This window comes from Hydrogenophaga sp., assembly GCF_028698005.1.
Classification (GTDB): Bacteria; Pseudomonadota; Gammaproteobacteria; order Burkholderiales; family Burkholderiaceae_C; genus Hydrogenophaga.
In genome coordinates this window covers 1-2557 of the sequence record NZ_JAQVEJ010000278.1, presented here as the reverse complement: position 1 = coordinate 2557, position 2557 = coordinate 1, and the positions used below count along the sequence as shown (strand labels likewise).

Annotated in this window: 2 protein-coding genes; both read right to left on the bottom strand. The window is 66.1% G+C overall.

Translation table 11 applies throughout. The annotated features are described in order from the left end of the window. Window positions 1-72 precede the first annotated feature (72 nt). Window positions 73-831, bottom strand: coding sequence for an IS21-like element helper ATPase IstB (istB, locus tag PHQ87_RS15990; protein ID WP_210827176.1), 759 nt, complete (start codon window positions 829-831; stop codon window positions 73-75). Further along, window positions 828-2423 carry an IS21 family transposase gene (gene istA / locus PHQ87_RS15985; RefSeq protein WP_300236600.1) on the bottom strand — a complete coding sequence of 532 codons (1596 nt, stop codon included), beginning with the start codon at window positions 2421-2423 and terminating at the stop codon, window positions 828-830. The genes istB and istA overlap by 4 nt, the downstream gene beginning before the upstream one ends. Window positions 2424-2557: the final 134 nt, after the last annotated feature.

The following is a 2557-nucleotide window of genomic DNA, read 5'->3' as shown; positions in this document are numbered from 1 at the left end:
CCCCGATGGCCACCCCAAACTGCTCCACTTATGGCCGGTCAAACTGCTCCAGGCAGGACGGTCGGATTGTGACTATACGGGTGTGACGGCGATGCGTGAGGCGGCCTCCTTCAAACGGTAGCTCTTGCCCTCGAACTCCAGCATCGCGCAGCGGTGCATGAGTCGGTCAAGGATGGTGGTGGCCATGGTGGCGTCGCCCAGGTATTTGCCCCAGTCCTGCACCACCCGGTTGGAGGTGATGACGATGGCGCGGCGCAACTTGTAGCGCTGGTGGACGATGGCCTGCAGCAACTCGGCGCTCACATCGGCAATGCGCCTGGCCAGGAACAGATCGTCCAGGACCAGCAGGTCTGGCTCAATCCAGGCCTTGAGTTTCTCGGCCTGCTCTTGTGTGCTGGCCAGCCCGTAGCTGGCGAACTCGGTGTCGGCCTCGACATAGCGGACGTCATAGCCGGCCAGCGTGGCCTGGTAGGCCACGGCCTTGGCAACATGGCTCTTGCCGGTGCCGGGCTTGCCAATGATCAGCGCGTTGGCGCCCTCGCCGATGAACTTCAGGGTGTGCAACTCGAAGCAGGCGCTGCGCGGCAGCTTCGGATTGAAACGCCAGTCGAAGTCCGCCAGGCTCAGTCGCTCGGTCAGGCCCGAGCGCTTGAAGCGGCGCTCGGTCAGTCGAGAGCGGCGCCGGTCCAGCTCGTCTTGCAGCATGGTGGCGAAGGTCTCCAGGAAGGGCTGCTGGGCGGCCTGGGCCTGCATCACGCGGGTGGACAAGGTCTCAGCGATGCCGGAGAGGCGCAATTCGCGCAGGGCGCGTTCGATCTCGTTCATGTTCATGGCTGGGTGTTCTCGGAGGATTGAGTGGCGGTGGCGACGTGGGCGAACAGATCGCCGTATTCATCGGCACTGCGGATGAGCGCGTGTTGCTGGGTCAGCGTTGATGCCGAGGCCGACGGTGCTGGGGAGGCGGCTTCTAGGGCTGCCAGGGCATCGGCCACGAACCGCTCGGTCAGCGCCTTGACGTGTCGGTAGCTGTGAACGCCTTGCTCCATGGCACCCGCGCAGGCTGCGTCAATGAAACGGTGCGGGTAGCGCCGCGCCAGGTTGACGATGCCCCAGAGCTTGCGCTGACCGACCCGGCCTTCGATGGCAAACAGCATCTCGCACAGGCGTGCTGCTTGGGGGCCGATGGCCCGGGCCTGACCGAGGATGAAGCGGGTCTCGCGCGAGGGGTTGAACACCCGCTCGGCCAGGGGCAACACCACGGTGCCGGGCCGCTCCACGCGGGCGTGGGTGCGCAGCAAAGCCTGGGTGCGCAGGTCACGGATCTCGATGCGCCGCTCGAAGATCCGCACCAGCACCTTGGTGCCAATCACCGCCGGGCGGGCCGCGTAGCTGCTGTGGTCGATGCGCACGCAACTGTCGTCGCACACACTGCGCTGTACCTCGGTGAAGTACTGCATGCCGGTCAAGGGCAGTGGCTGCAGGTGGGCGCGCTCCTCCTCGAACATGGCCTGCACCTGGCGGCGCTCGGCGCCATGGATGCGCGAGGCCGCCCACTTGCTCTCCCAGTGCTCCAGAAAGGCGTTCTGCTCCTCGATCGTCTCGAAGCGCCGGCCCTTGAGGGCGGTGGCCTGGGTGTGGCCGATGGCGTTCTCCACCGTGCCCTTGCGGTTGGGGTCACGCACCCGAGCCGGGTCGGCCACCACCTCGTAGTGGGCGAGCGTGGCCGCATAGACCGGATTGAGTGCGGGCTCGTACAGGTCGGGCTTCAAGACACCTTCCTTGAGGTTGTCGAGCACCACGTACCGGGCAGAGCCACCGAAGTAGCGCCAGGCCTGCTCGTGCAGCTCGGCCCAGATCTGCTGGCCGGAATTCCAGACCACACGGCGGAAGCTGCGCCGCGAGTAACGCAGCGTGGCCACGAACAGGCGGGGTTTGCGCCAGCGCTCGGTGCCTGGCACGCGGGTGGGCGCGCCCTCGCCGTAGTCAACCTGCATCTCCTCGCCGGGAGCAAACGAAAGGCGGTCGAATTGTTCGGGCTCCTTGTGGCGCAGTTGGGCCACGAAGCGCTTGACGGAGTTGTAGGCGCCATCAAAGCCGTGCAGGTCCACCAGGTCCTGGTAGATCGCCGTGGCGTTGCGCCCCAGGCGCAGCTGGGCGTCGATGAAGGTGCGGTGGGGTTCGCACCTGGAGGTGGCCACCGGCGGCGACACCGGCAGACCAGTCGGTGGCCAGGGTGGAGCAGTTTGACTGGGAGAGTCGGTGGCCACCCCGGGGCAGTTTGCAGGGTCGGCGGCAAAGCGCTGCTGATACGAGCGGATGGTGTGGCGCGAGATGCCGGTGATGCGTTCGATCTCGCGCTGGGTGGCGCCGCCTTTGAGCAGCGTCCAGATGGTGGTTTGTAGATGTGGCTTCAAGACGTTCAACCTCGGGCTCCCTCGGGATAAGGGAGCAGAAAGTAACGTCCTGCCGGTCGGGCCTCACGGCGCCCAACGCACCATGCTCAATGCGTCAGATCACCGCGGCCTGGGTGGAGCAGTTTGGGTGGCCATAAGTGGAG